Origin of the sequence: Psychrobacter sp. PP-21, from assembly GCF_033790785.1 — a bacterium.
Lineage (GTDB): Bacteria > Pseudomonadota > Gammaproteobacteria > Pseudomonadales > Moraxellaceae > Psychrobacter.
In genome coordinates, this window is the sequence record NZ_JAMYEB010000025.1 from 1 (window position 1) to 20,191 (window position 20,191).

9 protein-coding genes and 3 pseudogenes are annotated in these 20,191 nt (G+C 36.7%); 4 read left to right on the forward strand and 8 right to left on the reverse strand.

Translation table 11 applies throughout. The features are described 5' to 3' along the window. Window positions 1-107: 107 nt before the first annotated feature. The gene (locus NJD71_RS12710; RefSeq protein ID WP_319052300.1) at window positions 108-473 is read right to left on the reverse strand and encodes a hypothetical protein; all 366 of its coding nucleotides are present in this window, start codon (window positions 471-473) and stop codon (window positions 108-110) included. Window positions 474-835: 362 nt separating this feature from the next. Here NJD71_RS12710 and NJD71_RS12715 point away from each other — a divergent pair. After that, a pseudogene (locus NJD71_RS12715) lies at window positions 836-1,249 on the forward strand (DNA methyltransferase); the annotation flags it as partial. Between the two features lie 144 nt (window positions 1,250-1,393). Then, complete coding sequence (locus tag NJD71_RS12720; RefSeq protein WP_319052301.1) at window positions 1,394-7,117, forward strand: UvrD-helicase domain-containing protein; 5,724 nt, start codon at window positions 1,394-1,396, stop codon at window positions 7,115-7,117. Between the two features lie 157 nt (window positions 7,118-7,274). On the opposite strand, the gene NJD71_RS12725 is transcribed toward NJD71_RS12720, so the two are convergent. Beyond that, window positions 7,275-7,460 carry a transposase gene (locus NJD71_RS12725; protein ID WP_319052303.1) on the reverse strand — a complete coding sequence of 62 codons (186 nt, stop codon included), beginning with the start codon at window positions 7,458-7,460 and terminating at the stop codon, window positions 7,275-7,277. 458 nt (window positions 7,461-7,918) lie between these two features. Between NJD71_RS12725 and NJD71_RS14025 the strand changes: the two are divergent. Next, window positions 7,919-8,041 (forward strand): annotated as a pseudogene (locus NJD71_RS14025) (IS3 family transposase); the annotation flags it as partial. Between the two features lie 29 nt (window positions 8,042-8,070). Continuing rightward, window positions 8,071-8,202: pseudogene (locus tag NJD71_RS14030) on the forward strand (IS3-like element ISKpn37 family transposase); the annotation flags it as partial. A 149-nt stretch (window positions 8,203-8,351) separates the two neighbouring features. On the opposite strand, the gene NJD71_RS12730 reads toward NJD71_RS14030, so the two are convergent. The 6 genes from NJD71_RS12730 to NJD71_RS12755 form a co-directional block, all read right to left on the reverse strand. Beyond that, window positions 8,352-9,302: a hypothetical protein gene (locus NJD71_RS12730; RefSeq protein ID WP_319052304.1), complete on the reverse strand. Its 951-nt coding sequence runs from the start codon at window positions 9,300-9,302 to the stop codon at window positions 8,352-8,354. Further along, window positions 9,299-11,179, reverse strand: coding sequence for a hypothetical protein (locus NJD71_RS12735; protein ID WP_319052305.1), 1,881 nt, complete (start codon window positions 11,177-11,179; stop codon window positions 9,299-9,301). Before NJD71_RS12735 ends, NJD71_RS12730 begins: the two co-directional genes overlap by 4 nt. Continuing rightward, window positions 11,157-13,268, reverse strand: a complete 2,112-nt coding sequence (locus tag NJD71_RS12740) for a hypothetical protein (protein ID WP_319052306.1) — start codon at window positions 13,266-13,268, stop codon at window positions 11,157-11,159. The genes NJD71_RS12735 and NJD71_RS12740 overlap by 23 nt, the downstream gene beginning before the upstream one ends. Before the next feature lie 334 nt (window positions 13,269-13,602). Further along, window positions 13,603-16,788, reverse strand: a complete 3,186-nt coding sequence (locus NJD71_RS12745; RefSeq protein WP_319052307.1) for a site-specific integrase — start codon at window positions 16,786-16,788, stop codon at window positions 13,603-13,605. Next, entirely contained in the window at window positions 16,785-19,019 is a 2,235-nt protein-coding gene (locus NJD71_RS12750; protein ID WP_319052308.1) for a hypothetical protein, read from the reverse strand. The genes NJD71_RS12745 and NJD71_RS12750 overlap by 4 nt, the downstream gene beginning before the upstream one ends. Then, a complete protein-coding gene (locus tag NJD71_RS12755; protein WP_319052309.1) occupies window positions 19,009-19,560 on the reverse strand; it encodes a hypothetical protein in 552 nt (183 codons plus the stop codon). Before NJD71_RS12755 ends, NJD71_RS12750 begins: the two co-directional genes overlap by 11 nt. Window positions 19,561-20,191: the final 631 nt, after the last annotated feature.

The following is a 20,191-nucleotide window of genomic DNA, read 5'->3' on the forward strand; positions in this document are numbered from 1 at the left end:
TGATCTTAACCCCATTGAGAAAAAATGGGCACAAGCAAAGTTTCTACGCCAAGGCTGGATGGAGAATAATCTGCCTAAACTGTTTCATGATATGGGCTGTATTTCTTTTATAGTGAACTGACTATATCTTCTTCTTTAAAGTGGAATTTATTTCGCCAAGACTCTCTTACTTCCGCTGGCGTGTGATGGATTTTATTGGGGTGCTTTAGCCACTCTTTTAATTTAACACTATCGAAAGAGTTAACCGTTACCTGTTTATCGCAATGGATAACGTATTCAAAGCCTTCAGGAACTCTGTTGTTATCTCTAACGAAACAATATTGAACTTCACCATCATGTATAAGGCTATAACCTTTGTTCTCAACAATCTCGTCAAAATTTATAGTTTTTCTCGGCTCAATGGACAAGTGGTGACTATTCTTACTTCCGACTTGTTTTGTGGATAGACTTAGTTCTGGTAAGGTTAGTTCCATCAGTATAATTCCGCCTGGATAGAGTTGACGTTAATCTATCTTCTTGAGTGATCTATGTTTTTTGATATATACATTTCAACTCAAATATACCAAAACCCTACAAAAATTGATAGATACAAAGCATCTATATACGTCAAGTAATGACGTACCCAGCAAAATCAACTCTGAAATATATCCAACAATAGTTTAAAGTAGCTTCATTAGAGCAAATGCGTAAGATGTCGTATTGCTAGCTCAATATCTGGTGAGAGCAAGCGTGTTATATGATAAATTACCACTCAGAATATTAAGCACTAAACATGCCAGCTATCTATAGCTGGAAATAAAGAAAGAAGTAAGGCGATATGCCTATATTAAATTAGTTGAATAAAGAGCAAGCGTTGACTACAGCACGTGACTGTCCATATCGTTTGGTAGAGCTAGTGCCAGAATTATCATATGGCGAGTCAGATACTGACAATATGCTCATTCAAGGCGATAACCTCGATGCATTGAAGGCGCTCATTCCTACGCATTCAGGGAAGGTAAAGTGCATCTTTATTGATCCGCCTTATAATACCAAAAGTGCATTTGAACACTATGACGATAATTTAGAGCACAGCAAATGGCTGTCGATGATGTATCCACGCTTAGAGCTATTGCATCAGTTACTATCTGAAGATGGCTCTATTTGGATAACTTTAAATGATAACGAGGCGCACTATTTAAAAGTAATGTGCGATGAGATTTTTGGAAGAAATAAATTTATTTCAAATTCAATTTGGCAAAAAAAGTATGCTGCATCGATGCTGTTATTAATGTTAGAGCTTATTAAGAAGGTGGCAGTACTTGCAAGTAATCGCCCATTGTGACTCTGGCTAAGATAAAGAAAATTATATACTATAGTTCGTTTATTTACCTACTACTTAGAAGCTAAAAGCATGTCAGACCTACCCGATTTTATCCAGCCTACTTCTTTTTCACCTTCCAGAATATCTGGGCAGATAAGTCCACAAAACAGTCATAACGATATTTCTGATCCTATAAATAGCGCACTTCCATCTACAGCAGATATCCAAACATCAAAACCTAGCAGCTTACCGGAGTTTCTACGTCTTAATGCAACGAAGTATATAGAGAAATTAACAGCCGTTCAGAGTGCCTCTGAACTACTCTCAAAGTTGAATCCACAACAAACTCTCTGGCTCGACTTGGAAATTAACCCCGAAAACGAGAAATTAATAGATGGCGCTTTCTTAATCAACGACTACTATTGGCATTTTAATGCTCAGCAATTTCGACAGCAGTCAGATGTCGTTTATGAGCTATTGAATAAAGCTGATTTTTTAGGTGGTCATCATCTAATTGAGTTTGATTTACCTCACCTATATTCGCTATTAAACGACGCATTATCGACCACTAGCTATAAACATACATTATTAACAAACCAGCCTGACGGTTCTGAAAAACTGCGTGGCTGGCAAGCGAAAGCTTGGGATACACTGATACTGAGCTGCCTATTTATTCCGCACCAGCCTAGCCACGCCTTAGCTAAGCTCTACAAAGCCAATGTCGATTATAATAACCCAGTCCTTGACTGCTTAGAAAGTCGCTGTGTATTTGGGCTTTGCACACAAGCGTGGCAAATCCTACCTACCAATATGCAAATACTACTGCACAAGCTATTACCACAGCTTTTGCATTTGCATACGCTCAGCCGTCAAAGCTACTTTGCTATAGATGAAGACAATATCTTTGATATAGAAGCTATCTTTGACAACTTGCCCACAGGAAATCGAACTGATCTTATCAACCTATTAGAGGGTTGTATGGGCAATAATCATGTGAGCAATAATGACAAAGCGCACTCAACACTATGGCAACATCTTGGTTTAGCCACCTTTATTAACTGGCTAAGATATTTTGATAAGCCACAAGCACGCCGTCCAGTATGGCTTATCAAGCATCCTTTCCACAGACATAGTTTTAGCCAAGCTGAAAATACTTTTTGGCATTTGCATGAGCCGAGTGAAGATTGGATTAATCAACAGTGTCATCACTTTTTTGGATTTGAGCATTTGCGCGAAGGACAGATGTCTATTGTCAAAGCAGTGCTGATGAATAAAGACATTCCTCTTGGCATATTACCAACAGGTGGCGGTAAAAGCTTGACCTTCCAGCTACCCGCACTGATATTAAGTAGGTACCAACGTCAGCTGACCGTAGTGATATCGCCTTTAAAGGCATTAATCGAAGACCAAGTTGTCAACTTGCATACTGATTTGCCAGACTACGCCAACCGTATTGCTTATCTGACTTCAGGGCAGTCCATAGAAACCCAAAAAGACATCTTAGACGGTATTTGGCAAGGCGATATCGATATTATTTATATGAGTCCAGAGCGGCTACGTACACATAGTATTCGTCAACTACTCAAAAATCGCCCACCAGCATTTTGGGTATTAGATGAGGCGCATACGCTTAGCCAATGGGGCACTGATTTTCGCCCAGACTTTTTGCGTATCGCCGATCATATGATGGCATGTTATAGCGACGAGCTTCGAGAACACTTTACAAAGCAGCTTGAGCGCCAAAAAGACATTAAAGAGGCTAAACTTCAGCTTGATATGTTAGAAGTGATATCTGATCAGGACAATACTAACGCATCTAGAACAAATATTAGCAGTAACACGTCGGAATTCTTGCCACCCACCATAAGCTTAGTGACTGCCACAGCCTCCACACGTGTCAAAGATGATTTAGAAAGTGAGCTGGTAGATAAGCTTACTGCCTTAACTAACAATAAAACTTTGGTGCAATATGGCACCTCTATCGAAAGCCTTAAGATTTGGCGTGACGATATTACTGCGCATTTTATAGAAGCAACCAAGGACGAGCGTGAAGCTCATATCTATAAAATTATAAATGAGCGCAAAGTTTGGTACGAAAACCAATATCCAGAACATCCTGAGAAAGGCGTGGCTATAGTTTATCTGCGTAACCGTAAAGGCTGTGATCAATATGCTGACGATTTCGCCAAAAAAGGCTTAGTGTCCGCCGCCTATCATTCTAAATTAAATGAGGGGCAAAAAAAGAATGTACTTGAAAAATTCAAAAATGATGAACTAGACGTGGTGGTCTGTACCAATGCTTTTGGCATGGGCATCGATAAAGAAGGCATCCATACCGTTATTCATAGTGGGCCGCCGAATAATCTTGAGTCGTATATTCAAGAGATTGGCCGTGCAGCACGTAAGTCCTACGAGGTCGGCGCAGCATATATGCTATGGGGTCAAAGAGATATTGAAGCTTTGTTTTTCCAAGAGCGTGAGTCACGCATACCAAATACAAATACCTTAAGAGACTGTTGGACAGCCATACGTCCAGCTCTCAGTAAACCCACGCAAGATCAATGGTTCCCTAGCAGTGTACTAGCGCCCATACTTGCACCAGATGACGAGACTGAACAACTTAATACCCAAGTAAGAGTGGCTTTATTGGCGCTCGAGCGTTACGGATTGCTGACTGAAAAAGACCAGCAACCGGCTTGGATCAGTATCAAACTCTCAAGCCAACCGCCTGCCAGCCAACATACTAATATGTCTAAGCTCTATGCTCAATTACAGCAGCTTGCGGATGATACCTTAAACACGGCGACAACAAACATAGTTAGTGCTAGTGCTCAGAATAGCAGTGACGAAGGCTCTAACAACGATAACAATACTGGTCTGACTCGCTATCATTTGCCTGAATTGGCACTGGCACTTGGCTATTCTGTTAAGTCACTATTAAAAGGGCTACGTGAGTTGGTCAATCAAGGTCATGCTCAGTGGCAAGTTGTAGTGCGTGTACGACTAAAATATACACACCGTTATTTAAAAGGTGAACTTAATCGCTTAAGCCGTATTATTACTGCTTTAGAGGAATGTCTAAATAGCAGTTATGGCGCGCTAAATGGCACTGAAGCGATAGAAATGCAAGGCACCACCCAGCTCAATACCAAGGCACTCGACAACTGGCTGATTCAGCAGCGCCATAATTTATCTAGTAAACGTCATATTTTACCTATGTTTCGAGCACTAGGTATCTTAAAAACGCGCAATCATGGTACGACCCAAGTGTTTGTCTCCTCCACAAATAGGACTAAGTTATGGCAAATTGATGAGGATCTGCTAGACAATTGGGAGAGCTGGGTTCGCTATGCAAAGTTGCTCGTAGCAAATTTGACACCTTTATATGAAGAGCATCTGCTACCTGCCCTACCTGATAAAAAAGATGGTGATGGTAAAGAGTTTAATCTAGATACTTTAGCCCAGAAGCTACAGCGTGATCCTGATACTATCTTGACCCAACTTGAGCAGTTACAGCGCTTAGAGCTGATTGAGCTTAGCCGCTTAGACGATACGCAAGATGCTATTTTCTTTATTGGTAAACACCGAAAATCCACTTCAAAGTATCATGAAAACGCCTATCAGTATTTACAAAGCCATTATCAGGACCGCTGCGCTCGTATTCATATGCTGAGCTTTTGGCTACAGGCAGATACTGATGTCCAAAAAGCGTTGATTGAGGACTACTTTACTAAGCCGCTATCTGAGGTCATTGAAACCTATATTAACGACGCTATTGATGTGCATAAACCTTATATCAAAGATTATGAAAAAGAGATTTTGCCTAAATATTTTAGTGACACTCAAGTACAAATTATCAAAGAAACAAGCCGTGCGGCCATGGTACTGGCTGGTCCAGGATCTGGAAAAACCACCGTGGTGGTGCATAGAGTCGCTTATCTATTAGTGATAGAAGAAATCAAACCTGAGAAGATTTTGATATTGGCTTATAACCGTTTGGCAGTAGCCGAACTAAGATCGCGCTTACTGGCTTTGATTGGTTATCATGCGATCAATGTTACCATTCAGACATTCCATGGGCTGGCACGGCAAATTACAGGACTGAGTGAAAAAGACGCACCCGATGCCGCGCTTGATGAGATTGTTGCGCGCATTGAGCATTTAAACCAAGAGAAAAACTTACACAAGCGCCGTGATAATGCTCGCTATCAGTGGATGATTGAGCAGGCCATCAGTCAACTACAAGAGCGGCCGCAACACTTTCAGTACATCATGGTCGATGAGTTTCAAGATATCGATGAATATCAGTATGAAATGATTGGGCTGTTAGCAGATTTACAAACACAAGATGACGATAATAGCGAAACCAATGATAGCTATATTGCCATAGACGCTGATAGTGATAGTGATGCTACTGCTGATAACTTTGAGCAGCGCGGCTATTTGATGGTGGTTGGTGACGACGACCAGAACCTATACGCCTTTCGTGGCGCTAGCATTCAATATATCCAGCAGTTTGCAGACAACTACCACGTTAATACTGAGCAAAAATACTATCTGCTCAATAACTATCGTAGTGCTAATAATATAGTCGAGCTTGCCAATGAATTTATAGCTACTACATTACCAAGTAGTGAGCGTCTAAAGCAGGCTGAGCATAGCATCAAGGCGACTAAACCCTATCCTAGTAGTCCTATTCGCTATGGCTACTACCAGCAGACCAAAGGCGTTGACATGGCAGCATGGATCGCGTCTGATATTGAGCAGCGCTTAGCAAGTAATGAACAAAAAAATGCAGCGCCAGAAACTATAGCCGTACTAGCCCCTAAATGGTCATATTTCGATGCCATACAGCATTACCTTGAAGCTCTAAATATTAGTAGTCAGCGCTATAATGAAAATGAGCAAGTTACTCCCATAAATAGTTTTATAGGACAAGCGCTATTTAAAGATTTGAGCGCGAAACGTTTAGACTTTATTGAGGGTAATGTTGCTGAATTTTTGGAGTACTGGCGGGTCAAGCGAGGCTTAAACCATTTAGATAAAGCTTGGGAAGCAATTATCAGTTGCACTCAAGATATGGAAAACGTGACTTATGAGCAGGTATTACAAGCGATAGAGTCTATTCTATACGATGATAAAACACAGGTTATATTAATCACTTATCATAGTGCGAAAGGGATGGAGTTTGATCATGTTTATGTCATTGATGATCAACTCTCAAACTCATCTTCAAACACTCAGGCAGATCATAGTCATGATAGACCGTTATATGTAGCACTGACGCGAGCGAAGCAAACTCTGAGCTTACTGCTCCATCGTAAAACGCACCACATTATCTTAGCTAAAATATTGCTTACTCATGCTGAGCAAATTGATTTACCTGCGGTTAGTCCGCCTTCAATGCTGACTTTTCATCGCTTTATGCGTTTGGATGAGCTGGTATTGACGCCGCGCGCACTGGTCAACGACTCAGGTCGCAAGTTTGTAGAACAGACGTTTTGCCATGATAGCTGGACGAAAACACGAGATGATATTCTAGGATTATTTGATGTCGCTTGCTATAAACAAGATAGGAAAAGCGATGGCTTTTACTCGGCTAAAGGTCAACAAGTTGCTCAATTCTCAACAGCTTTTTCTAAAGAACATTCTTCTCAAGGGCAAGGTAATCAACATCTATTGATGGCTGGCTTTACAACTACTCTGTTTTATCAGCAGGATATCTCTTGGTATGAAAAATCAGGTTATTATGGCAGCGAAGGTAGCCATTATCTAATTGTGCCTTATGTTCAATTTAATGTTCAGTGTAGGTAATGAGCTATGCTGTCAAATCCGTAGATATTAGCTTGGGAGATTTTAGTTACGCAGCTTGACGATAATAATCAAACAACATCTGTCTTGGTCTCTTATATCCTAAACCCTTCTGAATTCTAGTCTGGTTGTAATCCATTTCAATGCATTTAGTAATTTTTTACTTACCATTAGCAAGGAGCCCCTCATACTGCCCCTTAATATCAGGATTATGCTTAATGGCACCTAACGCTGGCATATACAGTTTCGCTCTTATATCACTTGAGTCATTCTTTGATAAGCGAGGCTTGCCTTTGAATAGCCCTGATTTACTATGTTTGACAACTAAGCCTAAAAAGGCTGCCATTTGTGAGGCTTAACTAAACTGCTTATTATGGATAAGCGACCCCATCTGCTTTGAGGCAACAGGGCCAACGCCTTTAATTGTTTGTAGCAGATCCTGAGCTTGCTTTAAATTGGGATGAAGATATATATGGTCATCAATATTACCCTTGAGTTTAAATGGCTCTTTGTAAAGAGCGCTATCATCATTCCAATAGAAGCTTGAACAATAGGAACAGTATTTGTGGCCTCAGCTTTTTCCAATCGATTCAGTTCACGTTGTAAGTCTTCTCGTAGTACGTCTAAGTGCGATAGTAAAGACTGGAGTTGACGCGCGACCTAGCCGCTAAGCTTATGAGCCAAATAGATTTGATCAGTTGCTAGCTTAAGACACACAAATACAAGCACGCTGTTCAAGCGCACAAAACCTATGACAATCTTTTAGACCGCAACTTTAGCCCAACGTCTCTTAATCAATTTTGGACGGGCGACGTGACCTATATTAGTATCAAAGGTGGCTGTTGCTATTTAGCCGTAGTGCTAGACCTGTTTGCTCGCCGTTTAGTTGGCTTTAGCGTATCAGACTCACCTGATGGCATCTTGACTAACTCAACACTACAACTGAACGCTTCTTTGGAGACTTTAAAACCGAGTGGATGCCGAAAGGTGATTATGAGGATATTACTGAAGCTAAAAGTGCCATCAAGAACTATACTTGGGACTACTATCAATCCTTGAGAACGCACAGCTTCAACGACTATCTATAATCATCTGAAAAAGAGAAAGGTTACTTCAACCAAAACCTCTTAGAAGTTGTATAAAATTAGTTGATCAATACAAATACGCCATCTATAGCGCTGAGCTAGTTAAACAACTATTGGGGGATTAACGTACGGTTTTTCAACGTAGCTCATACTTAAGCAAATAACAAATATATGATTATTATTAATGCCACTAACATTATAATTACTAAAGTTAATAACAACTTATTCGTACTATGGACTGATTTTAGCTCCTCCTTTATATTCGTATAATTTTCTTTATTTGAATGATCCTGTTGACTTACTTGACCCATGAAGGCTTCAATTAGTGAGTCAGTTTTTATTTGTTTTTCTGTTATAAACTTAGTGCACTCATCTATATTCGATATATTACTATTGTGATTATCATGAATTATTTTTGAAATTTCTATAAAGCTATTATTTTGATTTCTATCTATCTTTTCAATATCATGTAAATATCTATTATTAATAGCATCTAAAGAATAAATAATAAATTCTTTAATTTTTTTATTTAGTTCTATCGAACTAATAACTTGGGAGTTAATTACATCAGATTGGGCACTTAACGAACTAGCCATTACAGCTAATTGATTACTCAACTCACTGTTCTCAGAAGATATAATAGCAGCTAAACTATCAATAGCATTTTCTAATGGTTTGTTGTCTGAAATAGAATCCTGCAACCTATCCAATTTGGCAGATAATTTACTATCATTATTACTAAAACCTTCGGCGATTATTTGAGTAATTGAGTAGTTATTTTTTATATTACTTTCAATTATTTCAGCTAATTCTTTCTTGTTATTCTCTACTTCTTCTAATAGTCTATTTGTTTTTTTGTTGATTTTTTCGATAATTTCAAATGATTCTTTTATTTTAACTTCATCTTCAAGAAACTCTCTAAAATTGTTTACTGATCTGGTAATAGGTTTACCAATATTATTATTCAAAGAGAGGTCTAATTTACTTAACTCATTCCGTATTTGTTCTATTTGCAACTCGTTTTTTTTAGTCAGCTTTGAAACAAATAAACTTTCCAGAGTATCATCCAATGCTTGGATACTTTTGTTGTTTCTATTATTCATGAATTATTACCTTTTATTCTTATATAGTCATTTCTTATCAACCTAATTAGAAGTACTAAAATTACTTTATCGAAACCCGTTGTTTTTTCTTCAATAATTTTTTCAATACTTTCTATCTCTTTTTTAAATTCTTTATCTATAAAAATTGAAAAATTATTACTATGCTCAACCTCTTGATTCCTTTCTTCTATAAATAATTTAAGATATTGCAGTTGTTTGTCACGTTTATCTATAAGATTATCTATTTTACTAGTGTTAATTTCTATTTTGGTTTCTAGATTATATATCTTAATATTTGATTTACTTAAACTTGATTTATATTTCTTTGTTAATAATTTATAAGAATCCTCATATGCACACTTAATATATTCTTTCATTATTTCTGCATGACTTTGTAAAGCTATATTTAATTTTGATAAATCTTTTGTACGACTACTTGATAAGATATAGCTTGAAAAGGTATATTCTTTTAGATGTTTATAAATAGATTCGATTTCGGGGGATTCAGGAAACTGACTTAATACTACAAAATCGAAAATATTATTTGAAGCGTTACTCCATTGCTCACGAAAATTTTGCTGTACTCTATTAAGGTATGAGAGAAGGTCTGTAACATCACTCATATTTGAATTATAATTTGGCATAGCTACAATATTAGTGATCGTAGAACTGGAGAAAGCACTGTTTAGTCTTTCTACATCGCTAATATATATCTGTTTATTTCTACCCATTCTATCTCTGCATTCTTTAATATTATCCTTATCAGCTTCAATAATAGCTAATAATATATTCATATTTTTAGCTATTTTCTCTACTGCTTCGTTAATAATTTTTTCTTCATTCTCTTTATTTAGTTGAGCTAAATCACCAATTTGATAGCCATAGCAAAGACGCGTAATAGGATCTGATGAATCTAAAATAGTTTTATTTAATTCAGTAAAGAAATCCGATCTATTCTTCTTAATAGCTTTAGATAATCCATCCTCTTCATTTATAATTTTATTCCAAGTATCACCAACTTCTAGAGCAAATATTTGTTCTTTAACATCCCAGTTGTTATCAAGAGTATTAATCTGTTCATTAATATAAAATCGTATATCTTCTTTTGATATATATCCTTTGCTTTTATTAAGCTTTACACATTCATCGTTACTCGATTTATTTGAATAAAACTTAGTAAATACAACTTTAAACCTAGAAGGATTGCGGTGCCAATTAACCAATTCATCTAACTCTAGATTATCTTCATGAACAACAAATCCTATATTATCAATAGTGGTCATTAGAAAAATAAGATCAGCTTGTTCTACTCTCTGTTTTACCACCTTTTTTACGAACTTCTGTTCATTAAAATTTGATGCTTTAATACCTGGCAAATCTCTAATAACTATATTCTTGTTATCCTCAAAAGTATTTTTAACATAACATTTGGGTATACCTATACTAATCTCACTAACCTCATATTTACTGCCAAGAGACTCCATATCTGCTCTTATGCCTGCCAACTCTTTAGTAGCTTGCTGATCAGATAAGTTGCGTTTAATACCATTAGATGTATTGATATTAGAGATATACCAATATTTATCACTAGAAGTATAATAACGAACCACGGTAGAAGTGGCAGACCTCCCAAAACTACGATCCCCTCTTAACACTTTCTGAACTGTATTATAGTATTCAGGTATCACACCTATTAACTCTAATATTAAAGACGTTTTACCAACTTGGGATGCTCCATAAACTATGATATAAACTTGATCCTTTATATCTTCAGTATGATACAAGTTCGGATCAAATTTTTGCATAAATTTAGAATGAGCCGTCTTTGCCCAATCGAATCTACGTTGATAGACATCAGACCACGTTAAGTTGTTCATTTTTTAATAGCTTCCGTAATTCTTTTCTAGAGTTTTTGAGACTATTTAAAGCTACCATCATTTGATGCTGACTATCTGTAGAGCCTATACCATACATTTGCTCTAAGTTTGAACGCAAGTATTCAGATAGCTTTTGCATATGTTCATCGTACTCTGATATTACATGGCCATTATTATTACGAGCTAAGTCTCTTGCATAAAGCTCAATAAATTCTTTATTATTTCTATCAGACATAGCTACTGTTTGTGATGCTTGATAAGCAGTAAAAGCAACGGCGCCGACAGCCATTGCAAGTCCTGCTACACGTGTGGCTATTAATGCTGCTGCTTGAGCTGCACCATTAGTATCGCTTTTAGCATTGGCATTGGTATTAGCATCATTAAATAGATCTATACGGCCATCAAGTTTGCCATCTATAAGGTCAACACCTGCTAATGAACCTATCGTACCAACAATAGCTTTGATATTACTACTTGCCATTTGAGTTTCGCTAGCCATACTTCTTATTAAGTCTTGTATGTCATTTATACCTAAATCTTTATTTTGCAATTTACTCTTTAAATTTTCGTTACTCCCTTTAAGGTAAGCTGCTTGTACAATACGAGAATATTCCATGGCTAGAGCTGGTAGAGCAGACATCGCATTTTCTATACTGTTAACTTCGTTTAAACTTTGTACCAGTTCATTTTTTTTCAGTAGCGTATTAAGACCCTTTTGAACAGATTTCTGAAAATTTTCATCCACTTGTGTATCATCATACTGCTCAACCTTATTGTTTTCATAACACAATAAGTTGCCCTCTTGATAGTTATTACTGATTTTGAAATTTAATTGATTTTGAGCAGTTTGATTAATAGCAAGTAGATTAGATTGCATTAGGTTGTCTGAATTAAAGTGTTTTCTAACTCGTTGCTTCCTTGCGTCTTCGACTTTAGAGCTATTAAACGTTATCTTTTTCACGCCTAATTTGAGGTTATTAGTGAATCCTACCTCTTCTTGATCATATTCAAACATTGCCAGCTTTATAGCTCTATTAGCTAAAGAAGATGTTTGTTCAGATAGCTGTTTGACCAGCTCACGCTTATACCTACTTACAGATGAATCAAATTTTTCCATCATCTTATCAATTTGTTCGTTCTGCCGTCCTTTGCTCATGTCGGCGTCAATAGCCAAAATATTAAACTCAGCAATGATATCATCTATCTCATCTTCAATAACTGCAGTTAGTGAGTGTAATTTATTCTGAGCTACACTAGCATCCTGACTTAGAATAGGAACTACAACTTCCTCAAAGTCATCGCGCCAATTTTCAAAATCTAGACCTGTAAATACTATTTCTTTATCAGAAATCTGATAAACTTCTTTAGCTCTATTGGTTAAATCCTCTAGTTTGGCCTTATCATCACGGTATGTATCAGTACGAGTAATGGCTACCACCGGATTTCTTGATTCTAGGCTATCCTTAAGGTCATTTATTATATTAGCTTGATCGTGTGCAAGGCGCTCTTCACTTGTTACTATAATTACCCCTAAAGCATGTGTCATAACGTATCTCATAAGTTGTTGCCATGCATGGTTTTTTTGATTTTCTATTTCATAACCTGGAAGCAACGCCCAACCGAAAGGAATATCAAATACTGGTGGTACAAATAATTTCACATAAAAGATCCGTTCTTCTGGAAGTTTATTATAGTCCCACTGCGTTATGATTTTCTTAAACTCATCTTTATCACATGCCTTCTCAGACTCTATTTTAGAGACCGTATTAAACACAACTTTAATAGCTTCTGGTTTTTCGATACCTTCTTTTTCATATATAAAAACAGGAACTTGCTCACCTCTTCCATTATTCAACTTAAGCCAGTCTTCAAGACCGTAAATAGTACTTAATAGTGTACTTTTACCTGCTCCTTGCGTACCACCTATCGCTACAAATTTTTCATGATCTAATAAACGACTTAAGCGTACCTTCCGATATGTCGAAATAACTTTATTTAACGTATCCGAATTACAGTTATCTAAGTCACATGCAATATTCATAACTTTATTTAAATGATATTCTATTGATTTTAAATACTGCATACTCATTCTTGAACTCCAAATTTGACAATTATTTAAGGTTTGTTTTAAAAGTTATCTTAAGAGGCTTAATTGAACTACTCCGACAATATCGGGCTGATATACCTGAGTCAGGCAGCGATACCTGACAAGATTAACTTATCATAATACCGTTTTTAAAATTCAAAAGGTGACATGTAACCAATTGAGCTATGCTGAAGAAACCGTACAACTAAAATTGGCAAACTGAACACATAAACAAGAGTCTATTATAGCTAAAGGTTTTATTGTCTACTTTGAAAAATCCGCTAAGCAAATAGTGAAAAAAATGAAGACCGCTTATCAATTGTCAGTATACATTTTCTCATCTATCTAGCTCAAAACTCATATCTACAATCAGCAGTAAATGCATCACATACTTCATCAGTGATGATGATGCACGGGTAGCTTCATTATTAGTAGAGTTAACTATCTCACCCTCTTTAGGATTAATTACTGATAATGAATATCCGCTGTAATAGTCATAATTAGTAATATTCTTTGACAATTGACGATAATCAGCTTTAAACTCTTTCATTGTTTCTAGCTGTTTTGCTTCATTCATTATTTTCTGATACTTCAACTCCCCTTTCTTAGGTTTTGTTGTACGCTTCATTTGATAAGCACTGATATTTATACGCCAGTATTTAGCAGGTAGTATTTTTATGGCAATATCCAAATAGTCGTAAAATACCTTCTTTTCCTTGAATGCAAAACGAAGGTCGCTATGTGATGAGTTGGCTTTTTTATAGAATATTGAAAGCATACGTTGAACATGCTCTTTCGTCGGCTGTTTGAGATATAGATTTTCTAACTTAATAAAGCTTTCCTGCACAAGTTGCTGCTCTTTAGCAATGGTTGGCAGCGTTGGTGCTATCAATAGACGCCCTGACTTTGGCTGTTTGTACTTAGATATTAATTTATAATGAGCCTTACCATGTTCATCAGCTGCTAGAAACAGCGCTCGATCATATAGCCCAACTGCATCTTCATATACAAAATGATATTGGGCAGCTTCAGACACCGTTTTACCTGCCTCAATCTCACTTAAAAACTCTTCAATCTGCCAACGCTCATACCTACCAAAAATAGGTGAAACATCGATACTCTCTTCTTCTATATTTGATGTAGAAAAATGTTGCTTATTGTTATCAAGCTTTCTGATGTTTAACTCACGATTGATAAACTCGCGGATTTTTGTCAGATCAATACTATTCTGTTCAAAATCTAAGGCTTTTGGATTATGTTGATTAAAACTTCGACGTGCTTTATTTGTAAGTTTCATAACGACATCAACAGGCAGTTTCGTACGCGCCTGGTTAAGTAAATGTGCTGAGATGATATCTACAGTATGTACGTATGAGCTAAAGGTAATGTCTAGGTCAGCATGTCCCGCAAACTCCATTAAGGCATCCCAATGATGACCAGATTTAATACGCATTTTTCCTAACAAATCCTCTCCGATACGTTTCGCCTCATCTTCGGTATAATCAGTAAAGATGTTTAAAATTTCTTGACGACATCTCAGTATTACTGCCATATTAGAAATAGCATTATGGCGAAAGCTATGTAATACCAAGTGTTGGTAGTGGGGGCCGATGACCTTTTTAAATACTCGATCCACATTACCTCGATCTAATGGAGTCAACATCCCCTCAAGTGCAAATAAATATTTCCCTTCTTTTTTACTACGATTTCTCTCTATAAAATAAGTCTGAAACCCTTTAAACTCATCTGGTTTCAACAACACTGATAAAGTAATTCTTCGAGTGCCATCATCTGATTTTAAGGTTCTATGGCTATTTGAACGAACAATCAAATTGATATAGAGGTAAGTATCTGGATCATGTTCAATATCTGTTAATCGAATACCCAATAGTTCATTAATTCTTAAACCAGTACGATAAAGCAAAGTAAAAATCGCTTTCATCATGTTTCTATTGTATAGAGATAATGTGGTTTGGTTACTGACACTTAGTAAAATATGCTTATATAAATCGGGTGATATTAAACTACTAGAAACTATTTTCGGATCATTCTCACGCTGAAGATAAACGTGCAGTGCACCAAAATGTTTTTTCAAGCTTTGGTGTAGTGAGTTCAGTACTGTCTGGGTGTAACCAATATTTAAAGTGTTTTTCTTAGCAACGATACTATCGTACAAAAACTCATATTGATGTGCTTGATAATTCGTAATGTCTTCATCACGAGTACCATATAAAAATGCTTCACCCACTTCCGTTAGATATCTTGATAAAGTAGATGTAGCCTTACTAATAGCATTTAAATCAAGCATCCAGAAAATTAAACCTTGCTCACTAGGGTTTTGGTATATTTTAGTCAAAAATTCCAGTTGCTCTTTAACCGTTTTCCTGCTCCCTATAAGGGCGCGGCGAATGTCCTTTAATACATTCTTATGAGCCTTATTTTCATTTACGCTACCATCTATTTCTACAACTTCATTCTCTAAATTTTGGATAGGTTTATCAAGCGTGATGTACTCATCCTTGATGGTACTGCTATTTGATTCTTTAAAAACACCTAAGTAAGCCTTCCAATCGTTCAAGCTAATTGCGGTATGGGTCTCATGGTGAACAAGCAGCTCCACCAGTTGCTGATCTATATGTACATTCGCTAATGTCTGCCAATAAATATTCAAATAGCTAAAAAAATCTGTTTTCTCCAAGTCATCTGCTTTGATTTTTTGTCCAGTTAGATGACCTAACTGCCTAACACAGCTATGAAAACTGGGTGTCTTTAATTTTTCGTTTTCCAATAGGCGACTAATTCTTACTAACCATAGGCGACTGATATCATCGATAAATACCCATTTTGAATAGGAAATAAGTTTTTCATCAGAGCCTACGACATCTACTATCTGATTACCATAAGCTTTAGAGACGATATCTAATGGAATATAGACCATGTCATCAGCTAGTTTATATAGCTGTTTTTCAGTGGTGATGTGTATATAAACAGCTTTTAATACATCAACAGAATGTACTCGACCATGCATTAGTAATGAAAACATCAACCATGCAAGACTATCAACAAGTGTAAAACTGTTTTTCGTTTGCCATGTTTGCACAGCCTCCTTCATGATGCTTTGCAGCTTAGGCAGATAAAAAAAAGCATCTCTTACTGCTGTATTTTTTGGGCGTTGAGGCTGATAAGCAACTGTTGGAGCTGGCAGTGGCTCTAACCCCTTACGCTTACGCTCACGATTAATACTATTGAAAAAGAGAAGACGCTTGGTTAATGCGATTGGCATTAGACTTGTAGAAATACTTTTGCTTTCTGCAAACTCTTTGTAAATATCTTCATAGAGTTGATAAATAGATGCTTCATTAACCGTAGATTCTTCTGCTTCAATATTTTTGAGAAAGCGTTTCCAAAGTTTTTGACATATTAAGTCAGCTTTTACTAAGATCTTTTTTCTTTGATCATTACGCTTTTGCTCACGACTTTTGTAACCGTACGGCTTATCAGTTGAATGCTTTTTTACACTCATAATTGCACCTGTCTTATCTTAAGCTTATTTGCAAGTGCTTGATAAGTTGGACGCAAGTCTAAAATATCGCCAATGCTTATTGACGAATTCTTCCGCCAAGACTCTTGCCCCATCATTTCATGACCAAATACAGAAAGTATCATTGATTCATTTATGTTCTGTTCATGCAGGTAACGCTGCCCAACATGCCTTGTCCAATCTTCTTTAAACTTGAAATTCTCATGAATTTCATTTCGCACCAGTGCTGGACGAATTGCTTCGAGCTCACCTTTTTTATTAAACAGGTTAATCAGTGGTCGCTCATAATCCATTACCTCGTCAACCCACCATTTAATACGCATGTCTAAACGACAGAAACGAGAAGCAAAGCTTTTTAAAAAATCTATGTATCGATTGATTGCCTCGCTTAAGAATTGGCATAGAGGCACATACCTTTGACTCGACGCCGTTGCTCGCTCTTCTTTATCAGAGATCCAAATCAGCCCCACCCCAAAATTGAATTGATCCAAATAGCCTGGTGCTCCCTCCACGGCCCGCACCGAAGTTAGAAGCAAACTAACATGCCAAAGCCAAATGCTGTACGCATTGAATTTTTCGATATAATCAGTCGTTGCATCTACTTTTTGGCATAACAGATTAATAAAGTCACTGACAATTGTATAATCAGGGCAGTTTTGACTACCGATTTTATAATCAATAGTGTTAGAAACTGGGCTTAGATAATCATTGCTATATGTGGTCTTTTGACTTAGAAGTTTAATAGCCTGTTGATAATCAGCTCGAATGTTATCGACACTGTTAGAGCTATACCATATATCGGCTCGCTTACGTTCATTTCGGCCTGTAATGATACTAGCAACCTGACTATTAGAGACATGATGAATAAGAATACTGTATAAGCCTTTTTCAATACGAGCCAGTGATAGATATGGTAACTTTAGGGCACCACGAGTTTCGTTTATAACTTCATACAAAATCTTTTTATTAATATTGCCTTTGTAGGCTAAAAACGTACCAAGTTGCTCAGGAAGACTTATGTCACATTCAAGCAAACGATTGGCTAGTACTTTTTGGATACCTTGAGTACGCAGCCTAAGAGGTGTGATGTCTAGAATGATATTTAAATGATAGCTATTGTTCCGACGATTTAAATTAATATATTGCTTATTATTACCTGTTACATCCTCACTTAACTGGACAACTGACCTCCCGGTGAACATTGATAGCAGTAGATAACTAACGGCTCTCTTTTTATCTCTATCATGACTGGATGATAATTCCTCAAAAAGCTGCCATAGATGCGCAAAAATATTTTGTAACGCGAATAAAGGTAGAATCCTGACATTACTGCCAATAAGACGTTCGTTCTTATTCGCATGCTGCAGCTTTGAGCGCGTACGATGGTAAATCTGTTGCGCAGAATACTTTTCATGCGCTTGTAGTGATGTTTGCTTGAGTATCGTAAAATCTGGCAATCCAATATCTAGTTTCTCACGCACGACATCAATATCATTATCAGTTTTTAGAAATTCAGTGACACTAATCAATTCATCGCTATCATCGTCGACATCGTCAAACTCGATGTATTCAATTTTTTCCTCATCAACCCGCCGTGTTTCCCTACTTTTACGACCCTTTGTGGAAATTCGTTCGATACGGTTTTTGTTGTGTAGCACGAATTTTAATGCTCTATGCACTTTAGCAAACTGATTAAGATCAGTGCTTTTAATATCGTCGAGATGTTGCTTATATGCATCAATATTTTCGAATGTAGGGGCTATGCCTTTAGATTGTAGCTCTAAACACTTTTGCCATAGGTGATGGTAAGAACTACCTTGTACTATCCACAAACGTGCAAAAGTAGTTATCTCAGTAATTCTGTTCATTAATTCACGATCTGAACAGTATAGTAGTAATTGACATAGTTTGGATATCCAAAGCCACTCTGGTGCTGGATTGCTAATATCCAACTCTTTCAGATGATACGTTGAACCTATAAACGCTGTTACTCTGAAATGATCGTTTGTTAATCTACCAGTACAACCCTTATAAATGGCTTTAAGTTCTATTTTTGATAAAACAGAATCCTTCTCTGTCTCTGGTAAAGATAAATTCATAAAACCTTGGCCTGACAATGCAGCCACAGTTAAAAAGTATTTCCTAACGCTTTGGTGGTTATCGACTAAATTAGGAATGAGTCCATCAGTAGCGTGCTCAATATCAATCTCCATTTACATTCCTTTGTACTAGCTCTTCAAATTTAGGCATCTCAAAAAATAGGCATTTTTGTTTTGCTTTTTGATACTCGAATTTTGGTCTAGAAATGACCATTTTCTGACAGGTATGTTCAATCGTTAACAACCTGCCGCATATTTGACGTTGGATGTCTTTTGGCATCTGATTCTTTAATTGATTATAAATCTTAATATTTACCGGTTTGAGACCCAAGAACGCTTGCCAAACATATCTCCATGACTCTAGCTCTATTGAGTTCATAGTTGGTTGCGTTTTCATGACATGAACTTTTGTACTATCCATCATCCCCAATTGTTCTGCAAAGTTATCGAAAAAATAGAAATTTAATCGATCGTACAAAACATCAAGATGTACCTTATTGCCTTTAGGCTGAGCCACATGGCCTATTGGAAAATGTTCTAAATAAATTTCATATGCTTTTCTGGCTTCCGGATGTATACACAAACTTAGTAAATCTTTAGAAGATAAAGGGACATATCGATTACTAGACCTGGGTAAATTTTTATGATTTTTCATAGCATACCTTTAGCTTGTAACTCATATAAAGCGGCTTGTTTTGGAGTCCAAGATATCATGCGCAGACATTGGACATCTCTGCTAGGGGAGAGTAAAATATGATTTTATAGTTTTTAGTCGGTGTCAAAATACCATAAAATAATGGTGACTATAAACGTGTCCCCTGAACATTATTGCACTTTCTTACACTATACATCGAGATAATAAAAAAAGCTACATCATATATATGTCATACGATGTAGCTTATTATCAATTAGTATTATTTCTATTATTTTAGTCCGCGAGCATTGCCAAGGTTGGGGTCGAGAGTTCGAATCTCTTTTCCCGCTCCAAATACTTAAAAAGCCTCACTACTCTTTATATGAGTGGTGAGGCTTTTTTTTGTCTAATTTTCGGGAGCTTATAGAGAAATTCTCGAAATATCTTTTTGAATATAGTTAAGTCTAACTACTCAAATAAAAATCTCATTTTCATGACGGTGCCCAAAACGTGACCATGTCAATCGGTAACCCTCCCAAACTTAAGACACCTAATAAATAGAATTAAGCTGCCTGATTGAGTTTCTGTATCGGTGTAAAACCGCCATTGCCCATGTTTGGGCGCTTATGATTATAATGGTATAACCAGTTTT

Bases quoted from the DNA above. Each gene is read 5' to 3' on its own strand.
- NJD71_RS12735 (WP_319052305.1), bottom strand. From the start codon at position 11,179: ATGAACAACTTAACGTGGTCTGATGTCTATCAACGTAGATTCGATTGG.
- NJD71_RS12720 (WP_319052301.1), top strand. From the start codon at position 1,394: ATGTCAGACCTACCCGATTTTATCCAGCCTACTTCTTTTTCACCTTCC.
- NJD71_RS12745 (WP_319052307.1), bottom strand. From the start codon at position 16,788: ATGAGTGTAAAAAAGCATTCAACTGATAAGCCGTACGGTTACAAAAGT.
- NJD71_RS12725 (WP_319052303.1), bottom strand. From the start codon at position 7,460: ATGGCAGCCTTTTTAGGCTTAGTTGTCAAACATAGTAAATCAGGGCTA.
- NJD71_RS12730 (WP_319052304.1), bottom strand. From the start codon at position 9,302: ATGAATAATAGAAACAACAAAAGTATCCAAGCATTGGATGATACTCTG.
- NJD71_RS12710 (WP_319052300.1), bottom strand. From the start codon at position 473: ATGGAACTAACCTTACCAGAACTAAGTCTATCCACAAAACAAGTCGGA.
- NJD71_RS12755 (WP_319052309.1), bottom strand. From the start codon at position 19,560: ATGAAAAATCATAAAAATTTACCCAGGTCTAGTAATCGATATGTCCCT.
- NJD71_RS12740 (WP_319052306.1), bottom strand. From the start codon at position 13,268: ATGAGTATGCAGTATTTAAAATCAATAGAATATCATTTAAATAAAGTT.
- NJD71_RS12750 (WP_319052308.1), bottom strand. From the start codon at position 19,019: ATGGAGATTGATATTGAGCACGCTACTGATGGACTCATTCCTAATTTA.